Raw genomic sequence first — 21,315 nt, forward strand, 5'->3', positions numbered from 1 at the left:
AAAGTCTCTAACGAAACTGATCACCACAAAGTGAGAAATGAAAGGCGAAAGACTAAAAAAACAATCTTCAACATGCTCCTTTCGCCTTTTGCCTCTTTCTATTTTTGTCTGCGTGAACGGACTAACAAAAAGAACATATAAAACAGAGCCATCCATTCATAACGATGCGCAAAAGGTCTTACCAGCCAATGTTGAGTAATATTGTTCCAGTGCAGCCTGATAAGAAAGATCACCAAAATATCGTTTAAAAAATCAATGATGGCTTTTTCCGGGTCTTTCATGAAAGCCGCAGGCTTTTTCATGCCCATCTTGGTGATGATTTTAGCGGCCTGAACGGTTTCTTTCGCATCCCCAAATTTTTCTTTGGCCCACCGTGTCGCTTTAAAACCGTCTAATTTCGATTTGACTTTTTCCTTCCACAGCACTGACTTTGAAACAGGCTTCGGATTTAAGTCGCCGTTTTTTTCCAGATCGGCGAGCAATTGAAACAATTGCCGGGCCAACGACTTGAAATCGCAAACCGCTTCATCGAAGCGAATAGATAATTTCTGCTGCCCGCGATAGAGCTTGGCGCGATACACACCGTCTATTTTGGAGATGCCATCCGTCACCGCTTTGGCTGCATCAACATTGCAAACCTGAGCGGGTATTTGAAATCTTACATGCCCGTCCACACGATAACGCAGCACAAACTCTTTTTGGATAGACATAACTTAAGAAAACCCCTGAAAAAACAAAACGGGCGCCCTGGCTTTATGCAGACAGGAAGAACACCCGTTATTCTGTAAGAAATGAACCGACGTTGACTGAAGAATCTGTTTGTTATTCTTTGCTTTCCGCGACGATGTCTTCCAGATTTTCTTTTTGTTGCAGCACAAAATCTTTACCGGCGTCTACTGCCTTGGTGGTGCCGGAAATTATTTCTTTTCTGTATTTGTAGACCAGATAGCCGGCTACCACGCCCATACCGAAAACAAGAACCGGATGTTTAGCAACATTACTCATTAGTCTACTCCCCGTATGTACTGTAGATGAAACAATTGACCCTTTAGCTGCGAGCTTCATATTGATTTTTCCCTTAATAATTCAAACAATTAATCCTGGTCAGGATCGGGCAGAATCTGATCTTCATTTAACAATTGATAAATGCCCTTACATCCTTCACAGCAAAACGCTTTATCGCCTTCTTTTGTTTTCAATGTAAAACTCGGTGTTTCAACATCCAATCCGCAAAGATCGCACACTTTTTTAGTATCGGTCATTATACTTAAACTATGTTATTTAACCTGTTTGCCAATGCTAGCAAAATATGAATCTCCCTACAACAGCATACGACTTATTCACATCGCTAACTGGGTAATTGCATCGTTCAAGCAGCATGACTAACAAATGAGCTGAGGCAAAAATTAAAGCTGTTCCATTATAACCCATCCATTGTATATTTTGGCATACAATGTCTGAGCAAAAAATAACAACTCCGGGATTACTTAAGCGGCCTTAGACACATCAGCCCTGCCACTCACCGCCCGACTTGAAGCCTTCATCAGAGCAATTCTTAACGCCCCTGTCAAACTAGCGCCCAGACCCAGCCTGACAGCCAAAGCCGGCACTAAAATCATCGACGCAACAACTAAACCGGTTCCTAATAACAAAGAGCCGTTATTATTTTTGTTAACTTCTGTGGATGCTGCTTGCTGACTCATATTTCACACCTCTTCTATACAATTAAGTAATAAAACGTACAAAACAGAGAGCACAATTAATGCCAATTTATAAACAACTGATTTTATTAAAAATAAATAGAATTGATTGCACGCCAACTTATTGAACTAGGTTAAATAACATAGTTTAATGAGTTGGTGCGCCATATCCCTTATATTGCTCTACACCCCTTTATTTGACCTGCAAAAATAAGTAATGGGTATAAGCCGCAGTTTGCTCTATGATTAGCCCCCGCTAATATCGACAACACCCACAAATTGACAATGACAGACGACCCACTCCTTAAATCAGAATTCAACAATATTTTTATCGCAACAAATGAAATTTAAATGACGCTCCCACCCCATTCAATCCCATCCCAAACGACCGACACGCATCACTGCGAGCAGCAGGCCGACCAGCTCAATAGCCAATGCCGTTGCGTATCGCTCAACCGGGAAGCAATGCATGCGGAACTTTGGCAAGCGCAAGACGATACCAACCTGTATCGAATGATCATGGAAGAACGCCCGCATCTTTTTGCCGAATCCGCCGTTTTTGTTACCGACAGCAGTATAAAAAAACAGCGCGAGATCATTACTGCCGTAGAAAGTGTTATCGCTTTACCCGCTTATCAGGAACGCGTCCTTGCGTATGCTCCCGATGCGGCGAAATTTATACCGAAGGCGCACAGTGTTTTTTTCGGTTACGACTTCCACCTGAGCCCCGAAGGACCACAATTAATTGAAATCAACACCAATGCGGGCGGAGCTTTACTTAATGCTATCGTGGCGCGCACGCAAAAAACCTGTTGCGATTTAGCCGTGGAAGAATTACTGGCGCAGATAACATGCGCAACAGGCGCCGATAATCCTGAACAAGCCTTTATTGCGATGTTTCTTGAAGAGTGGCAAGCGGAACGGGGTGAACAGCCTTTAGGTTCTATCGCTATTGTCGATGAAAATCCGGAAAGCCAATACATGCTGCCGGAATTTATTTTGTTCAAAAAACTGTTTGAACAAAATAACATAAACGCCGTTATTTGCGATCCATCTGAACTGGTATTTCATGAGCAAGCGCTTTGGCACGAAAACCAGCGTATTGACCTGATCTACAATCGGCTGACGGATTTCGGATTAGAAGCAGCGGCGCACGAATCTTTATTAAAAGCCTACTTGGCCAAAGCGGTAGTCGTAACCCCTCACCCAAGGGCTCACGCACTTTATGCCGACAAAAGAAACTTGGCGCTGCTGACTGACGAAGCAGCACTGCTGGATCTCGGCGTTGATGCGAAAACCAGAACCCTGCTTCTTACCGGTATCGCCCATACCGTTTCGGTCAATCCTGATGATGCCGAATCACTGTGGGCTGCCCGCAAACATTTGTTTTTTAAACCCGCCAAAGGCTACGGCAGCAAAGCCGCCTATCGCGGCGACAAGCTAACCCGGCGGGTTTTTGGCGAAATATTGCAGGGCGATTACGTTGCACAGACGCTGGTGCAACCGAGTGAACGTCAATTGGAAGTGGAAAACAAAATCGTCGATTTCAAACTTGACCTGCGGCATTACGTTTATAAAGGCCGGACACAATTGATAAGCGCCCGCCTCTATCAGGGACAAACAACTAATTTCCGCACTCCCGGCGGAGGCTTTGCCCAGGTTATTGTGGTTCCGTGCCGAGATAATAAAAATACTCAGCCAGAAGACTGTGAGAATAGTTTATAAGACTATTCTCACAGATTCACACCTTACAGTTATCTGCTCTCGCCGAATTTCATCCAACGCAGGCGGTTGGCGTTGCTGACCACGGTCACCGAAGACAACGCCATCGCCGCACCGGCAATCATCGGGTTTAGCAAAACGCCGAATAACGGATACAACAAACCTGCCGCAACCGGAATGCTGACGGTGTTATAGAAAAATGCGCCGATCAGGTTTTGCTTGATATTGATCACCGTCGCCTTGGATAACTCGATGGCTTCAGGCACTTTTAACAGCGAGCCTTGCAAAATAACCACATCGGCGCTTTCAATGGCGACATCGGTTCCGGTACCGATTGCAAAACCAACATCGGCCTGCGCCAAGGCGGGCGCATCGTTGATACCGTCGCCGACCATGCCGACGATTTCACTTTGCCGTTGCAGTTCCTTAACCACCTCGGCTTTATCCTGAGGCAACACCTGCGCCCGCACTTCGGAAATGCCCGCCTGCCTGGCAATCGCATTAGCGGTTATCTGATTGTCCCCGGTCACCATGATGATGCGCACACCCTGGTTTTTCAATATTTTCACCGCATGCGCAGAATCCTTTTTAATCGGATCGGAAACGGCGATAATGCCTACTATTTGATCGTCTACGGCAAGCAGCATCGGCGTTTGGCCCAAAGCCGACAGCTCTTCCAACCGGTCGTTAAAGCGCGTGTAGCTAACGCTTTGCTCTTCCATCAACGCCTTGTTGCCGAACAGTACGCGCCGTTCGTTAATGGTCGCCATGACCCCGTGGCCCGCAACTGCGGCAAATTGTTTAACTTTTTCGAGCTTTATTTGCCTGGCTTCCGCTGCCGATATAATAGCGGTCGCCAGCGGGTGTTCCGAGCCCGATTCAATACTGGCCGCCCATTGCAACACCTGCTCTTCGCTAATGTCGCCGATGGCGTCAACCGTTGAAACAGTCGGCTTGCCCTCGGTTACCGTGCCGGTTTTATCGAGTACCAGGCAGGTTAATTTACCGGCCAATTGCAAGGCTTCGCCCTTACGAATCAATATGCCTGATTGGGCGGCACGGCCCACCGCGACCATCACCGAAATAGGCGTAGCCAAACCCAACGCACAAGGACAGGCGATCACCAGAACGGTCATCGAGGTGACGAAGGCATAGCCCAGTGAAGGCTCCGGCCCAAAAGCGTACCAAATCAAAAAAGTCAGCGCCGAAACCGCGACGACAACCGGTACAAAAACACCGGAAATTTTATCCGCCAGACGGGCGATTTCAGGTTTGCTGCTTTGTGCTTGCCGGACGCTTTTAATAATCTGCGCCAGTGCGGTATCGCGGCCGATCCGGGTTGCGGTAAACAAAAAACTGCCGGTCTGGTTCATGGTTCCGGCAACCACTTCCGCACCCACGGTTTTCTCTACCGGCAATGATTCGCCGGTCAGCATCGACTCGTCAACCGTGGAATGCCCTTCCAGCAACACGCCGTCCACGGCGATTTTTTCGCCGGGCCTGACTCTTAATGTCTCGCCCAAGCCCACGTCTTCGATAGCTATGTCTATTTCTTCGCCATTCCTGATCACGCGGGCGGTGCGCGGCTGCAACCCGATCAGCTGACGAATGGCGCTGGAGGTTTTGCCTCTGGCCAATGTTTCCAATCCCGAACCCATGTTAATGAAGGCCAGAATCATCACGGCGGCTTCGAAATAGGCATGTTTCGCCAGAGACGGCAGGGTGGCGTAATAATCGATAACAATACAGGAATACAGCCACGCCGAGCCTGTACCCAACGCAATCAGGGTGTCCATGTTGGCCTGCCCTAACGTTAGCGCCTTGTACGCACCGCTGTAAAAATGCCAGCCTGAATAAACCAGGATACTTAAGGTAATCAGCGCGATTTCCGGCCAGAGCCATAGTCCTGTCGGAGAACCGATTTCCGGCAACCAACCGAAATGATCGCCTACCATCAACAGCGTACCGAAGATTGCCGCTACAACGGCTTTTTTCATCAATTGCCGGTAACGTTGCAGTTCTTGCTCTTCCTGCTCGGAAGGATCTTCAAATCCCTCCATCACCGCTGCATCATAACCGGCCTCCTTAACGGCCCGCTTTAACAGCTCGGGATCGGCGCCGCCTTTAACCAGCGCGGAATGGTCGGCGAAATTGACGCTGACCGAGGTCACGCCATCAACCGCAGCCAGAGCGCCCTCAACGACGCTGACGCATCCGGCGCAACTCATACCCAAGATAGATAACCGCAATTCATCGGAAGTCTTGGCGCTCATAACATCACCTCTTTAATTACGATGTTTCCACGGTAAAACCCGCATCAATGATAGCGTCGGTAATAACATCCAAACTGGTTTTTTCTGTATCAAATTCAACGTCGACTTCCTTGTTTTTGCTTGATGCATTAACCGACAACACGCCGTCGACAGCGTTCAGCTTGTTTGTCACATTGGCTTCGCAACCGCCACATTTCATGCCGGTAACAGTTAACGATACGGATTCAATCATTTTAGTCTCCTTTGTTGACAGAGGCGCGGCCTCTCTAAGTAATGCCTATATCATACTCGACTGATAGTCGATAATCATGGTATAAATTAAATATTATATGTGTGATTATCGTTGTGTTGGCCCGAGATTACCTATAAATTTCTAACAAACCACCTTAAACAATTTTAAATGGCAGACATAATAATCGGGCGACAACAGATTTTTGACCAAAAGCTGAATATTTACGCCTATGAACTGCTTTTCAGGGGCGATGATTTCGACCTGAATCATAAAGATGGGGCAACGCAAGCAACCAACCAAGTCATTACCGATACCATTTTAGAAGTGGGACTCAACACCATAGTCGGTCCTCACAAAGCCTTCATTAACTTTACGACGCAAAACATCCTGGACAAGACGCCGCTACACCTACCCAAAGACCGGATTGTCATTGAAGTGCTCGAAAACGTTGAAATCGATTCAAGAATTGTCGCCAACTTGAAAGAGCTGTCAAAACTAGGCTATATCATTGCGCTGGATGACTTCGTCTTTTCCGAAGAATGGAAGCCGCTAGTGGAATTTGCCGATATTATCAAGCTCGATATTATGGAAATGGGCGAGTCCAAGACTCGCGAACTGATCAGCCGGCTGAAGCCCTACAATGTCCAATTACTCGCGGAAAAAGTAGAAACATACGCCGAATATCAATACCTCGTCGAATTGGGCTGCGATTATTTCCAGGGTTTCTTTTTCAACAAACCCAATATAGTTTCAGGCAAACGCATAAGCGTTAATCAATCGGCAGCCATTCAATTGTTAAACACTGTCAACAACCCGGACGTTGAATTTGAAGACCTGACCAAGATAATCTCGTTGGATGTCGGGCTCAGCTATAAACTGCTGCATTACATCAATTCCGCGTTTTTCTCCCTACCCAATAAAATCTCATCCATTAGCCATGCCATTTCTTATCTGGGATTGAAGGAAATAAAACGCTGGATAAATATATTGACGTTGGCGTCCTTATCCAACAAGCCGGAAGCTGTCATACAAAATGCGTTAATACGCGGCAAAATGTGTGAGGAATTGGCGAGCCTGACCGGCAATAAATCCGACAACTTCTTCCTGATCGGCATCCTGTCCAATCTGGACAGTTTGCTGGACATACCCTTGGATGAAGCAATAAGCCAGCTGCCTTTGGCCGACAATATCGTTTCCGCGATATTGCACAAAGAAGGGCTGGGCGGAGAAGCGCTTAAGTGCGTTATCAGTTACGAGCATTGGGATATTTCATCAATATCATTTAAGGATATTGACCAAGCCATCATTGGCGACACTTATATTCACAGCATCAACTGGGCAAAAGACGTTATGGGCAATATAAAATAACTATGTCATTAAATACAATCACCAACCAAACTATCGCTCTTGCCGGCATTGCCCAGACAGCGGCGCTGGTTCAACAACTGGCAACGACAGGCGCCGCCGACACAAAGGCCCTTGAAGCCAGCATTGGCAGTCTTTTCGTTAGCGATGAACATGGCGTGGCAAATGTCTACGGCGGATTACCCGGCCTTAAACTGGGCATTGAACGGCTTAACGATCAGATGAGCGGTCTCAAAATCGCTAACCCCGAACAGGCCCGCTATGCAGCCTCGCTGGTTTTTCTGGAAAATCAACTTTCCAAACAGCCCGCCATGCTGAAAACCATTTTCGCCGGCATTGAACGCGCCCAATCGCAATCCGAGCATTTCGGCCTGCTGCATGAAAATGTATTGGCGAATCTCGGCAACATTTATCACACCACTATCAGCACCATGCAGCCTAGAATCATGGTCAATGGTGAACAGGAATATTTATCCAAACCAGACGTCGTTAATAAAATACGCGCCTGCCTGCTGGCCGGGATACGTTCGGCCATTCTTTGGAAGCACTGCGGCGGCGCCCGTTGGAAATTTCTGTTCTACCGCAAAAAGATTCAGGCTGAACTGCAAATCCTGTTGAAGCAACTTTAACCGACGGCATGACAGCCCTGATCGAAGCCGAACACCTGACCCGCTATTACGGCAAACATTGCGCCGTCAACGATGTCAGCTTTGCCTTAGCCAAAGGCGAAGTGCTCGGCTTTTTGGGCGCCAACGGTGCGGGTAAAACCACCACCATGCAAATACTGTGCGGCAATCTCGCTCCCAGCGCCGGGCAAATTAAAATCAACGGTTTCGATCTGCTGGATCAACCCAAGGCCGCCAAACTGAGCTTGGGATACTTGCCCGATACGCCGCCGCTATACAAAGAACTAACGGTTCAGGAATTCCTGCTTTACTGCGCCCGGCTGCACGGCATCGCCAAAAATTCTATCCCTGATTCAATCAAACGAGCCCAAGAGCGTTGCGGCTTAACCGAGGTGGCCAATCGGCTGATCGCCAATCTGTCCAAAGGCTTTCAGCAGCGCATCGGCATTGCCCAGGCTATCTTGCACAACCCTGAAGTTATCGTGCTGGATGAGCCGACGGTCGGACTTGACCCTATTCAAATCCGTGAAATCCGCGCCTTAATCCGGGAACTGGGACAAGATCACGGCGTCATCCTGTCCACCCATAGACTGACCGAAGTGCAGGAATCCTGCTCACATGTGCAGATCATCGATCAAGGACAGCTGATACTGAACGAAACCGTAGCCGGACTTAACCGGCAAATGGATACCGGCACCCTGCAAGTCCTCACCCGGCTGCCATCTGACATTAACAAGTTATCGGCCATCCCCGGCGTCAACTCTATCGAAAGCATTTCAGCAAACCGGATCAGAATCCACCACAGCGTCACCGCCAATCCCGCCGAACACATTGCCGAACAGATCATTGCCGCCGGATGGGGCCTGCAGGAACTGACGCCGGTAAAAAGATCGATGGAAGATATTTTTATCAGCTTGACCAAAGAGCATCGCGAATTATGAGCATGATTTTAGCCATTGCTTCCCGTGAATTCAGAAGCCTGTTTTTATCGCCGATGGCCTGGACGATATTAGCCGTCCTGCAATTCATCCTGGCGTTTTTGTTTTTAACCCAGGTTGAAGCCTTCATCTCGCTCCAGCCCAAACTGGCTTCGATTGAAGGCGCACCCGGCCTGACCGATATTATCGTGCCGCCCTTGTTCGGCAACGCGGGCATCATTCTGTTACTGGTCACGCCGTTATTGACCATGCGCCAGATCTGTGAAGAACGCCGCAACAAGACCTTATCCCTGCTGCTTTCCGCGCCTGTTTCCAATATCGACATCATACTCGGCAAGTATTTAGGCCTACTCGGACTGATGCTGTTGATCATTGCGCTGATCACCCTGATGCCGTTATCTTTGTTGTCCGGCGCCGAGCTCGATTTCGGCAAACTATTCGCCAATATCCTGGCGCTGCTGCTGCTGGTTACCGCTTTTACCGCAATCGGCCTGTTTATGTCCTGTGTCGCCGGCCATCCCACCGTTGCCGCAATGGGCGCCTTCGGCATGTTGTTGCTGTTGTGGATTCTGGATTGGTCTGCCGGCATGAACGATCAACGCAGCGAGCTGTTTGAATACCTGTCGATCTTAAGGCACTTCCAGAATATCCAAAGCGGCCTGATCAGCTCGGCCGACCTGAGTTACTTCGTGCTGTTTACCGCCACCTTCATCACCCTGAGCATTCGCAGCCTGGATAACGACCGCTTGCAAAAATGAAAATATCCCGCCATAAGCACCAGCAAATCAGCTTAAAAAACGGACTCATCGTCCTGGCTTTATTGTGCGCTTTCGGCACGCTGGCTTGGTTAAGCAACCGTTATAAAGTGGAAACCGATATAACCGGCAACAACAGCAACAGCCTGTCCCAGGCTTCGCAAAAACTGCTGGAGTCGCTGCCCGGCGACATACGCCTGACCGCCTACATTAAAAAAGAACCGGCATTAAGAAGCCAGATTGCACAATTAGTTGACCGCTACAAACGGCATAAAGCCGATCTGACGCTAAGCTTCATAGACCCCGATTCGCAGCCGGACAAAACCCGCGAATTGAATATAGATGCAACCGGCGCCGTTATTGTCGAATATCAGGGCCGCAGCGAAAAACTGAACTTTATCGACGAATCATCGCTGACTAATGCCCTGTTGCAACTGGCTAACGCCGGTGAACGCTGGGTCACCTTCCTGACCGGTCACGGCGAACGCGCACCTGACGGCATCGCCAATTTCGATTTAGGCCAATTCGGCAAGGAACTGGATCGCCGTAAAATCAAGGCTCAAACCATCAATCTGGCGACAATGCCGGACATTCCCCGCAACTCCGCATTGCTGGTGCTTACCGCTCCCGCCGTTCCGCTACTGCCCGCCGAGCTTGAACTGATCAAACGCTATATCCGGCAAGGCGGTAACCTGTTGCTGCTAACCGATCCGGGCAACCGCCATCTGGACGCATTGCAACAGCTCATAGGTTTGCGCCAGCTTCCGGGAACTCTCGTAGATAGCAGCTCCAAGCTTTACGGCATTAACGACCCCAGCTTCGTACTCGCCAGCGACTATATTCGCCATCCCGTCACCCAGGGTTTTCAGACCATCACCGTTTACCCGGTTGCCGCCGCGCTGGAAATCGGCGAAGAAACGGATTTCCAGGCCGTAGTCCTGCTTAAAAGCGCATCGCAGTCATGGACGGAAACCGGCCCGATAGCCGGGAAAATTCTTTTCGATGCCGACGGCGACGAAAAACAAGGGCCGCTTGCCTTCGCCTATGCGTTGACCCGCCCTTCGACAAGCTCAGGACAGGTTCTTTCGACAAGCTCAGACAAAGAACCTTTGGAACAGCGCATTATCGTGGCTGGCGATGGCGATTTCCTGTCCAACAGTTATATCGGTAATGTCGGCAACCTGGACATGGGACTGAGAATGGTCAACTGGCTGATTCATGACGACCGGTTTATCGACATCCCGGCAAAAATCGCAACCGATAAAAGCCTGCAACTGAGCCAGATCAGCGTCGCCGTGATCGGTTTCGGCTTTTTGGTTGTCATACCGTTTTTATTAATGGGCGCAGGCTTTTACATCTGGCGTAAACGCAAGCAGCGTTAGCCAAATCCTGCATCGCTGCTGCGCTCCAAGGTACGAATGAAGTATGTGGCCCCAGGTCGCTGAACAAAGTGAAACGCATCTTTCGCGATAGATGCGCTTTGTACCTGAGCGCATCTATGCCCCCTCTGTTTTGCAAGCTTTTTTCCATTTGATTGCTACAGTCAGTCAACGCAGTTGCGGCCTGTTCCTGTTAATGAGCTGGCTCTGAGAATTATCTCTATCGTCCTATCGGCCTCGAAGACCCACGCGCCAAGCGGATTCCTCTTTGACACACGCTATGCCGTAGGAAAAAGGGGGAGTCCATACCATTATCCTACGCGCCAAGATAGATACTACGCAGCCCGACTTTTACTTTCGCGCTTGTTGGCATACATGGCTTCGTCGGCATGTCGCAATAATAGCTCAGCGGTATCGCCGTGTTGCGGATAAGTAGCAACACCGACGCTGATATCGGTGCTGACTGCGTTGCCCCGGTAGTTAAAATTGGTGGCAACCAATGTTTCCTTGATGCGTTTTGCCACCAGCTTCGCTTCTTCTGCGGTGGTTTCAGGCAGCAATACCGTAAATTCGTCGCCGCCGTAGCGGGCTGCGGAATCGCAGCCTCTTAGACAATGACGGAAGTTGTCGGCGACCGAGCGCAACAGCAGGTTGCCTGCTTCGTGCCCGTATCGGTCATTGACGATTTTTAAGTTATTGCAATCACCCAAGAGTAAGCTGAATGTGCGTCCGCCGCGCCGGGCTTGATGCAATTGTTTTTCCAATAATTCCATAAAAGCGCCGCGGTTGTAGAGGCTGGTTAATTCATCGGTTTGCGCGGAAGTTTTGACACGGCTGAAAGCGTGGTAGATGTCGTTAGACAGCATGGTCGTGATGTAACCCACCAACAACATCGGAAACAGCCAGGTCAGCAGGACGCTGCCCTCGCTTAAGGAGAACAGCCCATTGCCGGTTACGCCGCTTTTGCCCAAATAGACATAACAAGTGCCGATTAATATCACTTCCAGCAAGGTAGTCAGCTTACCCAAAGCCAAAGAGCTGGTGATGATCGGTAGAAAGTACAGGTTAAGCAGCAGGCTGTTTTGGCGCCCGGTATGCCAAACGAACCAAGTGATCAGCAGGATCATGACCCAGGTTTCTATAGCCAATTTCCAAACATTGGCTTTGGCAAAAAAGTTGAAGTAATGGAATACCATGACGAAACTGGCAAAAGCGCAGAGTCCGCCCAGTAAAAAGACCTTTACCTCTTCCTCAAGATGCCCTACCACCAGATAAAACATCATCAAAACCAACAGTAACCATTCGATTTCCGCGACGGTTCGGGAAAAACCGTTCAGGGCGTCGGGTTCTTGGTTGAGGCGAAAAAAAGGTTCCTTGGTCATGTGGATTTTCCCGTTGATAATATTGGGCTGCAAAACGTAAAGAAATCGGTTTAATATTCTAACACATACTATATGCAACCCGTGACCTAGCACATCCGCCTAGCAAAGGCCGCTACCGCTCAAAGCAGGCCTGCCGCACAGTCCTTACCTCGCTCATTGGCCTTGGGCAAGTTCAGGTAAAACTATCCGCTTTAATTACAGCCCAAGCCAGACTCGCCCGAAACTTGCCGGCATTCACAGTTTAAAAATCTTTGAATCGGCTGCTTAACAATTCCCGCGCCCGATTATCCGCACCCGACGGAAGCTTGTCGGGACCGTCGTTAATCCAGGCGGCGATGTCTTTCCATGCGGTGGGCGCTTGCAAATCGCGCAACAGCATGTGGTAGCCGTGCGGATAAATCGCCACGGTTTTTCCCATCGTATTCGCCTGGAGGAATTGCTGCAAGAAGGCATACGTCGGTTCCTTGGGGATAATTTCATCTTTCTCGCCGTAAAGCATCAGGGCATTTCCGTGCAGCGACTCGGCGCTGTTAAATGCCGCATCCATCAAGTTGGTCAAACCGTATACCGTTTCGACGCGAGTCGCCTTGATAACCCAAGGGTCGCGCCCTAGGGCGCGGAGCATTTCGATGTTATCCGACGCCACGACATGTACGCCCTCCCCGGTCAAGGTCAACCAAGGCATAGTATGCGCCAGCGTCCAAAGCAACCCGGTTTGGTACCAGGGCATGGTTGACCTGGCCCATAATGCCGGCGCAGCAAGAATAACACCTGCGACTTCCGGCATATCTACCCGACTCATGGCGGTGATGACAATCGCGCCGCCCATGCTTTCTCCCAGCAAATAAACCGGACGTTTGGGGTAACGTTGTTTTACCAATTGCACCAAAACCTGCAAATCCTTGGTATAGGCATCGCCGCCGGCCCACAAACCGCGCTGCGGAGCGGCGCCGAAACCGCGCTGGTCATACGCGAAACAGGCGATACCCAGCTTGCTGAAATACTCCCCCGGCGACTCGAAAAAACGGCTGTAATCGTTAAACCCGTGCAGCGCGATAATGATCGCATGCGGTTCGGTTTTCGGCAGCCAACGCCGTAATGGCAATCTTGCGCCGTCTTCTGTTAGAAACGTGTTCTCGCCAAGTTGCGCCGCATTGTTTTTTTCACCGGGCGGATAAATCATCGGCATACAGCCGCTTTGGCTAATAATCAGTAAAAAAGCAATCAGTAGGTATCGGAATTTCATACGTTTGGTTCAGCATCGTGTACGGTAGGAGCTATTATACCCGTGTCAGCCGGATTCTGACTGTATGGACATATTGACCAAGGCTATCCAGCCCGACCCAAAGGCTTTATGATATGGCCGGACGTATTGCAAGAATCCCAACCAAAACAAAAGCCGACCATTAACCTTCTTTTTTACCTTGGCAAGACAATCCCGCTACTCCAGCCGCAGCAACTTTCGCTCATTATCCTTCAAGGGAATACTGCGCAGGGCGGCGCTTTATTTGCTGTTCACCTTTCTGGCCTCATCGATCGGCCTGTGTCTATTTTTACGCTGGGTGCCGGCGCCCACCTCGGCGTTTATGGTGTATCGGCATGTTGAAGACTTGATTGACGACGGCTCGTTCAAAACTATTAGATACTCATGGGTCAGCGCAAAAAAAATCTCGCCTTACGCCGCCTCGGCAGTCATTGCTGCCGAAGACCAGCGTTTCTTCCAACATTCCGGGTTTGATTTGCATGCCATACAATCATCTATTGATATGTATATCGATGGCGGACGGCTTAGGGGCGCGAGCACAATTTCCCAGCAAGTGGCCAAGAATTTATTTTTAACACCGTCAAAAAGCTTTGTCCGCAAAGGGCTGGAAGTCTGGTTTACAGTGTTGATCGAACTACTCTGGAGCAAGGATCGGATATTGACGGTTTACTTGAATATCGCTGAATTCGGCGACCATCTGTTCGGCATAGAAGCGGCAAGCCAGTATTATTTTGGCGTCCACGCAAATCAAATCAGCAGGCCGCAAGCGGCATTATTGGCGGCAACCCTGCCTAACCCGATACTGCTGCGGGCGGCACAGCCATCAAGTTATGTACTTAAACGCCAACACTGGATACTCAGACAAATGCAAAATCAGTGAGTTTTTTAGGGACTGTGTCTGGTATAATTTCAGAATTAATAACCGTCCGATACAGACGCCCAATCAATTCAACAGCAAAGTAAGTAGAGATAAGCCATGAGTATGCAAAAAACCATTATCAACGCCCGTTTATTCATGAGCAGTCTTGTTATATCTAGTGTACTTGCGGGTTGCGCGACAACGCAGGAAGTCAATGAAAAAGACCCTTGGGAAGGTTGGAACCGCGGCACTCAAGAATTTAATGACGATCTCGACCAAGCCGTTATCAAGCCCGTAGCGAAAGGCTATTTGTGGATAACCCCCAAATTCGTTAATGACGGCATAACCAATTTTTTCAGCAATCTTAACGACATCGGCGTAACCGTCAATGATCTGCTACAGCTTAAAATGCTACAGGGCGGTATGGACGCCAGCCGTTTTCTGGTTAACACTACTGTCGGTGTCGCAGGCTTTATCGATGTAGCGAAAATGATCGATTTGCCAAAGCATAATGAAGATTTCGGACAAACGCTAGGCTTCTGGGGCGTTCCGACGGGCAACTATCTGGTGGTGCCGTTTATGGGAGCCAGTTCGCCTAGAGAAGTCGCCGGGGCTGTTGGCGACGCTTTATTGAACCCGCTCACCTATACCTTTGTATTTGCCGGCAGCGGCGCTGCCATCAGTGCGGTCAATACCGGCGCTAAATCCGTCGATGTGACCGACACCCGGGCCGATTTGATACCGACTGAAAAAATCGTTGATGAAGCCTCTGTCGACCGCTATTCATTTATCAAAAACTCTTACCAGCAGCGTCGCGAATACTTGCTCCACGACGGCAATGTGCCTGAAGAAGATGAGCTGCAACTGGAGGCTGAAACCGAAGGCACGAACGTTGCAAAAACTAACGGCGCTGCTTCGACAGCCACCGGCAGCGGTAACGGTTCAGCTCCGGTTATCGATAACTCCAAACACCTTCTAAATTTGTCGGCGCCTGTTAAAGAATAAGTAATGCACAGGGCGGCCGGTCTGGCCGCCCCTTTGATGATTGGTGAGCAGTCCGTATTTCGCGCGCTTCGGACGAGTGAGAGTGATATTGTGATCGCCGATTTTAAAATGAAATTTCCATTATTCATCTTGTTGCTGGGTATTTTCTCCGAATGCTCTTCATCCCCTGCCGCAAATAACTGGGCAACCATCAAACAATCCGTGCAGATCGGCGACAGCGCGCAGAGCATTGGCTCTTACACGGCCGGCTGCTTAAGTGGCGCCGTCTCGCTACCCCAAAATGGCCCCGGCTATCAATTGATGCGCCCCACGCGAAACCGGTCATACGGTCACCCCGACTTGATACGGTTTATCGAAAGCATAGCCAAGACCACGCATTCACGGCATTGGGGAGTCCTGCTGATCGGCGATCTAGGACAGCCGCGCGGCGGCCCTACACCAAGCGGGCATCGCAGCCATCAAAGCGGGCTCGATGTCGACATCTGGTATCTGCTGTCGCAACAAGCCGCAAACCGGAGTCTGACGTTTAATGAACGCGAAACCTGGAGCGCTCCGTCGGTGCTTGCTGCTCAATCGGATGCTATCGATGACCGCCAGTGGTCATCGGCTCACGAAAAAATCCTTGAAATGGCCGCAGGTAAGCCGGAAGTAGACCGCATCTTTGTCAACCCCAGCGTCAAACGCCTGTTATGCAGACGTAAATCCGACCATAGTTGGCTAAAAAAAATCCGTCCATGGTGGGGCCATGACGATCACTTTCATGTGCGTCTTAAATGCCCATTGAACAATCAAAACTGCACAGCACAGGAGCCGCTTCCTGAAAGCGACGGTTGCGATGCATCGCTGGCCTGGTGGTTTTCAGAGGAAGCCAAAACGCCGGCTCCCACAGCTAAAAAACCGGAACCACCGGTACTTCCGGCGCTGTGCGATGTTGTTTTGAATGCAACTAAATCAGGCCTTTTTCATCCCTAATCGGGACGATAAAGCCCAGTCCGTCATCCGTTGCAATATATTCGGACAATTCCAGCCTCAACTTATCCAGCGCCTCATCAAGCGCTTCGTGCTTTACCTGGTGAAACGAAGGCAACATGGTTGATGCGTTGTGATACTTTAAAATATCCAGCAATATTCTGGCTTGTTCAATGTTGTATCGATGTTTCACAACTTCTCCGTGGGTACTGCACCGTGTAAACTTATCCAAGTGTCCACTCATATCGTCTAGATTCCAATTTATTGATCAGCAATTTGCTTTATTTTCTGACAAGCTAAGGCAGTTTCGTAAAACCTCACCCTACCTACTTGACAAACAAAAGTATTATAACTTGAGACGTCCATAGTAAAAAAGCCGCTTAATAAGTTTTCATCAACCCATCCAGCGTTAATCCGCAACTGGGTGCAAACGTTTTCATAAAAAAAATCACTTCCGGCTGCTCCGACGCCCCAATCGTCACAGCCAATTGCTCGGCAGCGGTTTCAAACTCGGAATTGCCGGCCTTTAATTCGGCTTGACATTTAAGATAAGCCGAAATTTTATCTGCCGCCTTGATGATCCGCACATGCTCCGGCGGCATCTGGTCGTGATGAATCAGCGCCTGAAAATCCTCCCGCAACTCCACCGGCAAAAGCGCCAATAATTCAATTTCAGCCTGATGTTCAATCCGCTTGTAGGCTGCGCTGATTTCCGGGGAATGATACTTGATAGGCGTCGGCAAATCGCCGGTAATCACCTCGGTAATATCGTGATACAAAGCCGCCGTAGCAATCGCATTGGCGTCGACTTTGCCGTCGTAATAGCGGTTTTTAATCAAAGCCAGGGTGTGGGCGATAACCGACACCTCCCAGCTATGCTCCATCACATTTTCATCATGCGCATTGCGCTTTAGCCCCCAGCGTTTAATCCATCTGAGCCTTGATAAATAGGCGTAAAAACTGCTTGTTATCTCTTTCATGATTCAACCGACTACTTCAATAATATGGCCGGGTAATTCTCGCCCGGAAATTTCTGAGCTGCCGTTTTTGTTGACTCCGTGTACAGCCCACCGGCGCCTCTGATACATTAACTATTTTCATCTATTAAACCTTTTATATATTTATAGCTGTTGATTATAGGGTTATGGTGCTTAAATAGTCCATTTTGGTTACATAGTTAAATATCATGCTTATTCAGTGGTACCCCGGCCATATGCACAAGGCCGGCAAAGAGATCAAAGAAATCCTGCCTCAGGTTGATCTAATCATCGAAATCCTGGACGCGCGCATTCCGTTCAGCAGTCAAAACCCGATGCTCACCACCCTGCGCAGCGACAAACCCTGCATCAAAGTGCTCAGCAAAAGCGACCTTGCCGACCCCGAGATCACACAGCAATGGCAAACCTATCTGGAGCAGGAACAAGGCGTAAAAACCCTGGCGCTGACCACCGAGCAGCCGGAAAAAATGCGCCAACTGCCTGATTTGTGCCACAAGATGCTGCCGAATAAAGCCAGCAGCGACAAACCGATCCACACACTGATCATGGGCATACCCAATGTCGGAAAATCCACATTGATCAACACCCTGGCCGGAAGAATAATCGCCAAAACCGGCAACGAGCCGGCCATCACCAAGACCCAACAGCGCATCGACATCGGCCACGGCATTATCCTTTTGGACACGCCCGGCATGCTGTGGCCCAACGTCGAAAACAAGAACAGCGGCTACCGGCTGGCGACCACCGGCGCGATCAAAGACACAGCGATCAGCCACGAGAATGTTGCCTTCTTTGCGGCCGAATACCTGTTGCAGCACTACCCCAACTTACTGCAAATCCGCTTTCAGCTGGACCAACTGCCGGAAGGCGAACAACAGCTGATGGAAGCCATCGGCAAGAAACGCGGCTGTCTCCGCTCTGGCGGACACATCGAGATGGATAAAGTATCCAAAATCCTGTTATCTGAATTACGTGCCGGCACTATCGGCAGAATCAGCCTGGAAACCCCCGCTATGATGGAACAGGAACTGGCCGAACTGGTTGTTATTCGCGAACAGAAAGAAGCAAAGAAAAAAGCGCGGAAGCAGAAATGGAAAGGATCAAACTAAATGCCATATGCAGGCGCATTAACGTTCAATGGCTGCACTTATTAAGCTGAGCATATATAGCCCCACAGCGACACACTTTCCACAGGATGCCGCCAATAACACAATTGGGCTAAGCCAAAAACATCGCATCGCCATAGCTGAAGAATCGGTAAGATTGATCAATAGCATGGCTGTAGACGCTCATGATAGACGCGTAACCGGCAAATGCTGAAACCAGCATCAATAAGGTAGACTCAGGCAGATGAAAGTTGGTCAACATTGCATCGACCGATTTGAATTGATAGCCGGGGGTAATGAACAAGTCGGTATCGCCAAAACCGGCTTCAAGCCGACCGCTTTGGGACGCCGACTCCAGCGCCCTGACCGCCGTCGTGCCGATGGCGATAACCCGCCCCCCTCTTGCTCTGGCTTGCTGAACGGCCGCCACCGTTTCCGGCAGCACCGCAAAATATTCCTTGTGCATTAAATGTTCGGATAAATCTTCCACCCTGACCGGCTGAAAGGTGCCGCTGCCGACGTGCAGGGTCACAAAAGCGCTTTGCACGCCTTTGGCTTTAAGCTTTTCCATCATGGTTTGATCAAAATGCAGGCCTGCCGTGGGTGCCGCGACAGCTCCCGCCTCTCTGGCAAAAACCGTCTGATAGCGGGTCAGGTCGGATTCGTCATCCGCACGGGTAATATAAGGCGGCAATGGAATATGGCCGATTTGCTCCAGAATATAAAGTAAACTGTGTTCCCCTTTAAATTCCAGCTGAAACAGATCGTCCGACCTGCCCAACACTTCGCAGCAATAGCCGCCATCCAGTTCTATTAGAGTACTTGCTTTTGCCGCTTTACTGGCTCTGACATGAGCAATTGCGCAGTGATCATCCAGGATACGCTCGATAAGTATCTCGACCTTGCCGCCACTTTGCTTTTTACCGAACAATCTGGCAGGAATTACTTTGGTATCGTTAAAAACAAGCAGATCCCGCTCATCAATCAAATCGATAAGATCGGTGAATTGCCGGTCGGTTATCCGTCCGGTATGACGATCCATACACAACAAACGGCTTGCATCGCGCTCTGCCAACGGTTTTTGTGCGATTAATGCTTCGGGTAACTGGTAGTTAAAATCACTTTTTTTCATAGCGGTGATATTATCAGGTTAGGCTTTCGAATACATCTTTAAAAAGATTTGCATCGATTATAACATTTGCCTATAATGTCCGTTCTTTGCCGGGGTGGCGGAACTGGTAGACGCGCCGGATTCAAAATCCGGTGATGGTGACATCGTGCCGGTTCGATTCCGGCCCTCGGTACCAAACATTGGTTCAGAGCCGTGCAAAGAAGTACACAAACCCGCAAGCTGTAAAGCTTAGCGGGTTTTTTATTGTCCGAAGAAATCCAGTGAAACACAGGGTTATCCGATAAAAAGTGTTACCTTTTTTGTTACCTTCCCTATAATACCTAAAAAAGGTAACAAATGAGGGGGTAACAAATGGCGGTTAATCTCAACAAAGACACTGTTTACAGGGCAGCAAAATCCAAAGAAAAGGATTACACCATTAATGATGGCGGCGGTCTGTTTCTTTTCGTTGGAGCGGGCGGTTCTAAATTGTGGCGGTTCGTCTATCAGTTTGAAGGGAAACGTAAGAAAATCGCTTTTGGTGCCTATCCTGATACCAGTTTAGAAAATGCGAGGCGCAAAGCCGAAGAAGCCCGCGCACAAATCGCAAATAATATCGATCCCAGCCAACTCAGAAAGCAAGTTAAGGCAGTCAAACGTATTACCAAATTAAATGAAGATCGAATAAACGAAGGCTTGCCAATCCTGGACAGTTTCGCCGATGTTACCCGCAAATGGTTGGATTCCATTTCACACCTGACAAGCGCAACCACGCATCAAAAGAAAACAAGCCGGATTGAACGCTTAGCTTTTCCGTTGTTGGGTGATAAGCCTATCAAGGAAATCAAATCCGCCGATGTGCTGGCTGTGTTAAAGCCGATGATCGATAAACAGCAACTTGAAACGGCACATCGTTTACACGCGGAAATCAGTTCGGCATTTGCCTATGCGATTGTTCACAATTACACCGACTACGATCCGGCGCAACCCGTAGCCAAGCAGATACCGGCGCAAAAGGTAAAACACCGAGCCGCGATTATTGACCCCAAACAAGTCGCCCTACTCTTGCGGGATATATCAAATTATCAAGGCACCTTTGTTGTGCAATCAGCTTTCAGGTTATCGCCGTTGTTGTTTCAAAGACCGGGTGAAATCCGGCAAATGCTTTGGGATGATGTTGATTTGGCGGCGCGAGAATGGCGGCCTTATGTTTCCAAAACCGATTTTCATCATATCGTACCCTTATCAACTCAAGCGGTGGCGATCCTGGAAGCAATCCACCCATTAACTGGAAGCGGGCAATATGTATTTCCATCAATCCGTGGTGATGGGCGGCCTATGTCGGACGGCACCATTCGCACGGCGCTTAAATCGCTAGGCTATGATTCGGATGTTATGACAGCTCACGGATTCAGAACCACCGCATCAACCCTGCTCAATGAACAAGGATGGAGTCCTGACGCGATAGAACGGCAACTAGCCCACGCGCCACGGGATGCGGTTCGGGCTGCTTATAACCGGGCGCAATACCTGGACGAAAGGCGGCGCATGATGCAGTCCTGGGCTGATTATCTGGACGCATTAAAAAAAGGCGCGGAAGTAATCCCATTCCGGCAAACCGCTTAAATAAA

General features: G+C 49.3%; 22 protein-coding genes and 1 tRNA gene. 12 read left to right on the forward strand and 11 right to left on the reverse strand.

Annotated features, from left to right (window positions below; translation table 11 throughout):
• Nucleotides 1-98: 98 nt before the first annotated feature.
• From V3O24_RS12620 to V3O24_RS12635, 4 genes are all read right to left on the reverse strand, one after another.
• Complete coding sequence (locus V3O24_RS12620) at nt 99-710, reverse strand: hypothetical protein (protein WP_331307496.1); 612 nt, start codon at nt 708-710, stop codon at nt 99-101.
• Nucleotides 711-822: 112 nt separating this feature from the next.
• Nucleotides 823-1,005, reverse strand: coding sequence for a hypothetical protein (locus tag V3O24_RS12625; protein ID WP_258076664.1), 183 nt, complete (start codon nt 1,003-1,005; stop codon nt 823-825).
• A gap of 89 nt (nt 1,006-1,094) precedes the next feature.
• The gene (locus tag V3O24_RS12630; RefSeq protein WP_104424398.1) at nt 1,095-1,262 is read right to left on the reverse strand and encodes a heavy metal translocating P-type ATPase metal-binding domain-containing protein; all 168 of its coding nucleotides are present in this window, start codon (nt 1,260-1,262) and stop codon (nt 1,095-1,097) included.
• A gap of 225 nt (nt 1,263-1,487) precedes the next feature.
• A complete protein-coding gene (locus V3O24_RS12635) occupies nt 1,488-1,703 on the reverse strand; it encodes a hypothetical protein (protein ID WP_104424399.1) in 216 nt (71 codons plus the stop codon).
• 348 nt (nt 1,704-2,051) lie between these two features.
• Between V3O24_RS12635 and V3O24_RS12640 the strand changes: the two genes are divergently transcribed.
• The gene (locus tag V3O24_RS12640; protein WP_331307497.1) at nt 2,052-3,425 is read left to right on the forward strand and encodes a hypothetical protein; all 1,374 of its coding nucleotides are present in this window, start codon (nt 2,052-2,054) and stop codon (nt 3,423-3,425) included.
• Between the two features lie 29 nt (nt 3,426-3,454).
• On the opposite strand, the gene V3O24_RS12645 is transcribed toward V3O24_RS12640, so the two are convergent.
• Both V3O24_RS12645 and V3O24_RS12650 read right to left on the reverse strand, forming a co-directional pair.
• Nucleotides 3,455-5,695 (reverse strand): heavy metal translocating P-type ATPase, encoded by a 2,241-nt coding sequence (locus V3O24_RS12645; protein WP_331307498.1) that lies wholly within the window; start codon nt 5,693-5,695, stop codon nt 3,455-3,457.
• A gap of 16 nt (nt 5,696-5,711) precedes the next feature.
• Nucleotides 5,712-5,927, reverse strand: coding sequence for a heavy-metal-associated domain-containing protein (locus tag V3O24_RS12650; RefSeq protein ID WP_104424401.1), 216 nt, complete (start codon nt 5,925-5,927; stop codon nt 5,712-5,714).
• A gap of 168 nt (nt 5,928-6,095) precedes the next feature.
• On the opposite strand from V3O24_RS12650, the gene V3O24_RS12655 reads away from it, so the two are divergent.
• The 5 genes from V3O24_RS12655 to V3O24_RS12675 are packed head-to-tail and all read left to right on the forward strand — an operon-like array spanning nt 6,096 to nt 10,993.
• Nucleotides 6,096-7,295, forward strand: a complete 1,200-nt coding sequence (locus V3O24_RS12655; protein ID WP_331307499.1) for an HDOD domain-containing protein — start codon at nt 6,096-6,098, stop codon at nt 7,293-7,295.
• Between the two features lie 2 nt (nt 7,296-7,297).
• Nucleotides 7,298-7,921 carry a high frequency lysogenization protein HflD gene (gene hflD / locus V3O24_RS12660; protein ID WP_331307500.1) on the forward strand — a complete coding sequence of 208 codons (624 nt, stop codon included), beginning with the start codon at nt 7,298-7,300 and terminating at the stop codon, nt 7,919-7,921.
• Between the two features lie 8 nt (nt 7,922-7,929).
• Complete coding sequence (locus V3O24_RS12665) at nt 7,930-8,859, forward strand: ABC transporter ATP-binding protein (RefSeq protein ID WP_331307501.1); 930 nt, start codon at nt 7,930-7,932, stop codon at nt 8,857-8,859.
• Between the two features lie 2 nt (nt 8,860-8,861).
• On the forward strand, nt 8,862-9,614 hold the full coding sequence (locus V3O24_RS12670; protein ID WP_331307521.1) for an ABC transporter permease subunit: 753 nt from the start codon (nt 8,862-8,864) through the stop codon (nt 9,612-9,614).
• Nucleotides 9,611-10,993 (forward strand): DUF4350 domain-containing protein, encoded by a 1,383-nt coding sequence (locus V3O24_RS12675; RefSeq protein WP_331307502.1) that lies wholly within the window; start codon nt 9,611-9,613, stop codon nt 10,991-10,993. The genes V3O24_RS12670 and V3O24_RS12675 overlap by 4 nt, the downstream gene beginning before the upstream one ends.
• A 332-nt stretch (nt 10,994-11,325) precedes the next feature.
• Here the strand turns inward: V3O24_RS12675 and V3O24_RS12680 are convergent, their stop codons facing one another.
• Nucleotides 11,326-12,372, reverse strand: a complete 1,047-nt coding sequence (locus tag V3O24_RS12680) for a GGDEF domain-containing protein (protein ID WP_331307503.1) — start codon at nt 12,370-12,372, stop codon at nt 11,326-11,328.
• Between the two features lie 241 nt (nt 12,373-12,613).
• On the reverse strand, nt 12,614-13,618 hold the full coding sequence (locus tag V3O24_RS12685) for a lysophospholipase (protein WP_331307504.1): 1,005 nt from the start codon (nt 13,616-13,618) through the stop codon (nt 12,614-12,616).
• 178 nt (nt 13,619-13,796) lie between these two features.
• On the opposite strand from V3O24_RS12685, the gene mtgA reads away from it, so the two are divergent.
• The 3 genes from mtgA (at nt 13,797) to mepA (ending at nt 16,472) form a co-directional block, all read left to right on the forward strand.
• Nucleotides 13,797-14,516 carry a monofunctional biosynthetic peptidoglycan transglycosylase gene (gene mtgA, locus V3O24_RS12690; protein WP_331307505.1) on the forward strand — a complete coding sequence of 240 codons (720 nt, stop codon included), beginning with the start codon at nt 13,797-13,799 and terminating at the stop codon, nt 14,514-14,516.
• Nucleotides 14,517-14,612: 96 nt separating this feature from the next.
• Entirely contained in the window at nt 14,613-15,500 is an 888-nt protein-coding gene (locus tag V3O24_RS12695; RefSeq protein ID WP_104424409.1) for a VacJ family lipoprotein, read from the forward strand.
• Between the two features lie 108 nt (nt 15,501-15,608).
• Nucleotides 15,609-16,472 (forward strand): penicillin-insensitive murein endopeptidase, encoded by an 864-nt coding sequence (mepA, locus tag V3O24_RS12700; RefSeq protein ID WP_331307506.1) that lies wholly within the window; start codon nt 15,609-15,611, stop codon nt 16,470-16,472.
• Here mepA and V3O24_RS12705 read toward each other — a convergent pair.
• Nucleotides 16,447-16,662: a hypothetical protein gene (locus tag V3O24_RS12705; protein WP_331307507.1), complete on the reverse strand. Its 216-nt coding sequence runs from the start codon at nt 16,660-16,662 to the stop codon at nt 16,447-16,449. The genes mepA and V3O24_RS12705 overlap by 26 nt on opposite strands.
• 187 nt (nt 16,663-16,849) lie before the next feature.
• Entirely contained in the window at nt 16,850-17,449 is a 600-nt protein-coding gene (gene yfbR, locus V3O24_RS12710; protein WP_104424411.1) for a 5'-deoxynucleotidase, read from the reverse strand.
• 206 nt (nt 17,450-17,655) lie between these two features.
• Between yfbR and ylqF the strand changes: the two genes are divergently transcribed.
• Complete coding sequence (gene ylqF / locus V3O24_RS12715) at nt 17,656-18,576, forward strand: ribosome biogenesis GTPase YlqF (protein WP_331307508.1); 921 nt, start codon at nt 17,656-17,658, stop codon at nt 18,574-18,576.
• A gap of 109 nt (nt 18,577-18,685) precedes the next feature.
• Here the strand turns inward: ylqF and queA are convergent, their stop codons facing one another.
• Nucleotides 18,686-19,705 (reverse strand): tRNA preQ1(34) S-adenosylmethionine ribosyltransferase-isomerase QueA, encoded by a 1,020-nt coding sequence (gene queA, locus V3O24_RS12720; RefSeq protein ID WP_331307509.1) that lies wholly within the window; start codon nt 19,703-19,705, stop codon nt 18,686-18,688.
• Nucleotides 19,706-19,793: 88 nt separating this feature from the next.
• Between queA and V3O24_RS12725 the strand changes: the two genes are divergently transcribed.
• Nucleotides 19,794-19,880 (forward strand) — tRNA-Leu (locus tag V3O24_RS12725).
• A 176-nt stretch (nt 19,881-20,056) separates the two neighbouring features.
• A complete protein-coding gene (locus V3O24_RS12730) occupies nt 20,057-21,310 on the forward strand; it encodes an integrase arm-type DNA-binding domain-containing protein (RefSeq protein ID WP_331307510.1) in 1,254 nt (417 codons plus the stop codon).
• Nucleotides 21,311-21,315 lie beyond the last annotated feature (5 nt).

The organism is Methylobacter sp. Wu8, assembly GCF_036440755.1.
In the GTDB taxonomy this organism is placed as follows: Bacteria; Pseudomonadota; Gammaproteobacteria; order Methylococcales; family Methylomonadaceae; genus Methylobacter_A; species Methylobacter_A tundripaludum_A.

Excerpts from the sequence above, each read along its gene's own strand:
- V3O24_RS12640 (WP_331307497.1), top strand. The coding sequence starts at position 2,052 with ATGACGCTCCCACCCCATTCAATCCCATCCCAAACGACCGACACGCAT.
- V3O24_RS12675 (WP_331307502.1), top strand. The coding sequence starts at position 9,611 with ATGAAAATATCCCGCCATAAGCACCAGCAAATCAGCTTAAAAAACGGA.
- V3O24_RS12655 (WP_331307499.1), top strand. The coding sequence starts at position 6,096 with ATGGCAGACATAATAATCGGGCGACAACAGATTTTTGACCAAAAGCTG.
- V3O24_RS12665 (WP_331307501.1), top strand. The coding sequence starts at position 7,930 with ATGACAGCCCTGATCGAAGCCGAACACCTGACCCGCTATTACGGCAAA.
- hflD (WP_331307500.1), top strand. The coding sequence starts at position 7,298 with ATGTCATTAAATACAATCACCAACCAAACTATCGCTCTTGCCGGCATT.
- V3O24_RS12630 (WP_104424398.1), bottom strand. The coding sequence starts at position 1,262 with ATGACCGATACTAAAAAAGTGTGCGATCTTTGCGGATTGGATGTTGAA.
- V3O24_RS12645 (WP_331307498.1), bottom strand. The coding sequence starts at position 5,695 with ATGAGCGCCAAGACTTCCGATGAATTGCGGTTATCTATCTTGGGTATG.
- V3O24_RS12695 (WP_104424409.1), top strand. The coding sequence starts at position 14,613 with ATGAGTATGCAAAAAACCATTATCAACGCCCGTTTATTCATGAGCAGT.
- ylqF (WP_331307508.1), top strand. The coding sequence starts at position 17,656 with ATGCTTATTCAGTGGTACCCCGGCCATATGCACAAGGCCGGCAAAGAG.
- V3O24_RS12650 (WP_104424401.1), bottom strand. The coding sequence starts at position 5,927 with ATGATTGAATCCGTATCGTTAACTGTTACCGGCATGAAATGTGGCGGT.
- yfbR (WP_104424411.1), bottom strand. The coding sequence starts at position 17,449 with ATGAAAGAGATAACAAGCAGTTTTTACGCCTATTTATCAAGGCTCAGA.
- mepA (WP_331307506.1), top strand. The coding sequence starts at position 15,609 with ATGAAATTTCCATTATTCATCTTGTTGCTGGGTATTTTCTCCGAATGC.
- V3O24_RS12670 (WP_331307521.1), top strand. The coding sequence starts at position 8,862 with ATGATTTTAGCCATTGCTTCCCGTGAATTCAGAAGCCTGTTTTTATCG.
- V3O24_RS12730 (WP_331307510.1), top strand. The coding sequence starts at position 20,057 with ATGGCGGTTAATCTCAACAAAGACACTGTTTACAGGGCAGCAAAATCC.
- V3O24_RS12625 (WP_258076664.1), bottom strand. The coding sequence starts at position 1,005 with ATGAGTAATGTTGCTAAACATCCGGTTCTTGTTTTCGGTATGGGCGTG.
- V3O24_RS12635 (WP_104424399.1), bottom strand. The coding sequence starts at position 1,703 with ATGAGTCAGCAAGCAGCATCCACAGAAGTTAACAAAAATAATAACGGC.
- V3O24_RS12685 (WP_331307504.1), bottom strand. The coding sequence starts at position 13,618 with ATGAAATTCCGATACCTACTGATTGCTTTTTTACTGATTATTAGCCAA.
- V3O24_RS12620 (WP_331307496.1), bottom strand. The coding sequence starts at position 710 with ATGTCTATCCAAAAAGAGTTTGTGCTGCGTTATCGTGTGGACGGGCAT.
- queA (WP_331307509.1), bottom strand. The coding sequence starts at position 19,705 with ATGAAAAAAAGTGATTTTAACTACCAGTTACCCGAAGCATTAATCGCA.
- V3O24_RS12680 (WP_331307503.1), bottom strand. The coding sequence starts at position 12,372 with ATGACCAAGGAACCTTTTTTTCGCCTCAACCAAGAACCCGACGCCCTG.